The organism is Arsukibacterium sp., assembly GCF_036735525.1.
Taxonomy (GTDB): domain Bacteria; phylum Pseudomonadota; class Gammaproteobacteria; order Enterobacterales; family Alteromonadaceae; genus Alishewanella.
On sequence record NZ_DAINOE010000173.1, the window covers coordinates 1 to 2,763 of the forward strand.

The following is a 2,763-nucleotide window of genomic DNA, read 5'->3' on the forward strand; positions in this document are numbered from 1 at the left end:
TGTCATGGTCTGGCTACCAATGCATTGCTGAATAAAGTTTGAGCAAAGATCAACACGCTCTAGTATTAACCTGATTAAGTATAAGAAATCACAAGCATAAAAAGTAACAGAGGTGAGTGTGGCAAAATGGGCTTTAACATTACTATTGGCACTATTGAGTTCAGCAGTTACTGCTGAGCCAATTGCAGAGCTGATGGATGATTTTGACCATTATTTTCAGCAGCAAATGAACCAGCATAATATTCCAGGCGCGGCTTACGCCATTGTGCAGGGGAATCGAATTGTCAGCGCAAAAGGTTTTGGGGTGCGTGAAGCCGGTTCAGAATTGCCGGTTGATGCGTTTACTGTGTTTCGAATTGCCTCAGTGTCTAAAACCTTTGCTGCCGGTTTAGCCAGTATAGTTGCATCAAAAGGTCATTTTAACTGGGATGAGCCAGTTGTCCGGTACATTCCCAATTTTTCTTTTAAAACGGCTGATTTTAATGAGCAGTTAAAAATTGAACATTTGCTAGCACAAAGCACCGGTGTCATGCCGAATGCCTATGATAATTTAATTGAAGCTAACCTGTTACCTGATAGAATTTTACCGCAATTTCAAAAGATTGACCCACTTTGTGCCCCTGGCTTGTGTTATGGCTATCAGAATGTGTTGTTTAGCTTAATTGAACCCATTATGCAGCAAACCACGTCACAGGATTACGCCAGCTTACTACAAGAACATATTTTTACACCCTTGCAATTACCTACGGCCTCAGTCGGGCTGGATGCCTATTTAAGCACAGAAAACCGCGCCATTCCGCATGTCAGGGCCCGGGGTAATTGGCACCCGAGGCAGGTTAATGAAAGCTACTACCGTTTTGCTCCGGCTGCCGGTGTTAATGCTAGTGCAGTGGATTTAGGCTATTGGTTGATTGCGCAACTAGGCTACAACCCTAAAGTGCTGCCAGATAGTATGTTGCAGCAGATAACTTCCAAACGGGTGAGAACCAGCCGCGATTTACGTCGGCGTGAGTGGCGTAACTATTTGACAGATGCGCACTATGCTCTGGGCTGGCGGGTATATCAGCTGGGGCAAGAGCAGTTGGTGTATCATGGCGGTTGGGTGCAGGGTTTTAGGGCAGAAATTGCCTATTCAAAAGAGCGTGAGCTGGGGTTGGTCATTTTACTGAATGCTGAGTCTAATATTGTTAACGAGCTGAGCACTTATTTTTGGTCGGGCATGTTCGCGGCTTTTCAGCTGCAGGATGCTACTCAACTTGCCAGTTGCAGCGCCACAGCTACGCCAGACTTAGCTTGTTAAAGTATTACGCTGATATACATCGATTAAAAAATCTATAGTCACTTTTGGTGTATTGTGTACAAACTGCTGGCGACTGTCCCCGGTAAATTTCCAGGCCAGTGGCACCATCTGCAATAACTGATCTAACAACTGACCAGCAGTAGTATCCAGCTCATAACTGAGTTGCTGCCGTTGTTGATGGCTAAATCCCTCTTCTATTTTTATGGCATCCTGATGCAGTTTTACTTCTTGATACACCGCTTGTTTCATTTCGATAAGATGCCTGGGCCCTGGTGTTACCGTTAATAAGTAACCTGCCGGTTTAATCACCCGTTGTAGTTCGGTATTTAATGAAGGCGCATAAATGCGCAATATGGCATCAAAATAGGCCGCTTCCAGTGGTAATTGATAGGCGCTGGCCACAGCAAAATTGATGTTCGGGTAACGTTTTGCTGAAATTCGTACCGCATTTTTCGCAATATCAATACCGGTAATCTCAAGATCTCTGCTGTTAAGTTGCGGCTTCTTAAGCTGGGACAGGCATTGTTCCAGCCGTCCTGTGTAGTAGCCTTCACCACAGCCGAGATCCAGTACGCGCTGCACGGGCAGAGTGCCCATGAGTTGATTTACCTGATCAGATAACGGCTGATAAGCACCGCTGTCTAAAAACTGCCTGCGTGCCTGCATCATTTGCGGGTTATCACCAGGCGCTTTTGAGTTTTTGTGTTGCACTGGCAGTAAATTCACATAGCCTTCTTTGGCAATATCAAAACTGTGCCGGTTAATGCAGCTGTAACGACGTTCAGATAGGTGAAGGGAGCTTTGGCAAATTGGGCATATAAACATAAAGCGGGCTCAGTAAAAAATGCTCTGCAGTGTAGCAGAGCTACAGCTTTGTACGCAAAGCCTTGCTATACTGACGGCCGATTTTTGTGCAGGACAGGCATTAACATGAGCGCTGAATTAGAACTTTGGACCCTTGATGAATTGTGTGATCACGCCTTTGATATTTTTGAGGAGTTAGCCTCTGAAAATCTCAGTGCTGAGGATTACGGCTTTTATCATCAGCATTTTGAAGAACGTGGCTATGTCGATTTGCTGATCCCGTCAGCAGATTGGGTGGACGTTATCCTGCAAGATCTGGAACCTGAATATCATTTTGAAGCACAAATTGGCATTTCTGCTACTGAAGGCGAGCCTGACAAGGTGTTAGCCCGTATTTTGTTAAGCCGGGAAAAGCATGATGCTTTGTGCCATGTCCTGTGGCGCGGCCAGTAAGGTATTTAAAAAAATTAAAAAACTTTAACCCCCTGATTAATCCTCCTGCGTCTAATTGCAAACAACGGAGGAAATACTATGCAAACAACCACTTTTTCAAGCCCATTTAGTACCCTTAGCCGCATCATTAGTAGCATGCTGCTGGCGGCATTGGTTACCTTTAGTTTATTTGTAATGATGTACATGCTAATTAAGCCGCAGCTAAC

The 2,763-nt window shown here is 44.9% G+C and carries 3 protein-coding genes; 2 read left to right on the plus strand and 1 reads right to left on the minus strand.

The features are described from left to right. Nucleotides 1-118: 118 nt before the first annotated feature. Nucleotides 119-1,300, plus strand: a complete 1,182-nt coding sequence (locus tag V7D78_RS16865; protein WP_333609616.1) for a serine hydrolase domain-containing protein — start codon at nt 119-121, stop codon at nt 1,298-1,300. On the opposite strand, the gene rlmA is transcribed toward V7D78_RS16865, so the two are convergent. Further along, nucleotides 1,289-2,125 carry a 23S rRNA (guanine(745)-N(1))-methyltransferase gene (rlmA, locus tag V7D78_RS16870; protein ID WP_333609617.1) on the minus strand — a complete coding sequence of 279 codons (837 nt, stop codon included), beginning with the start codon at nt 2,123-2,125 and terminating at the stop codon, nt 1,289-1,291. The genes V7D78_RS16865 and rlmA overlap by 12 nt on opposite strands. 105 nt (nt 2,126-2,230) lie before the next feature. Here rlmA and V7D78_RS16875 point away from each other — a divergent pair, with 105 nt between their 5' ends. Then, nucleotides 2,231-2,557, plus strand: coding sequence for a DUF440 family protein (locus V7D78_RS16875; protein ID WP_333609618.1), 327 nt, complete (start codon nt 2,231-2,233; stop codon nt 2,555-2,557). The last annotated feature ends 206 nt before the right edge of the window (nt 2,558-2,763 follow it).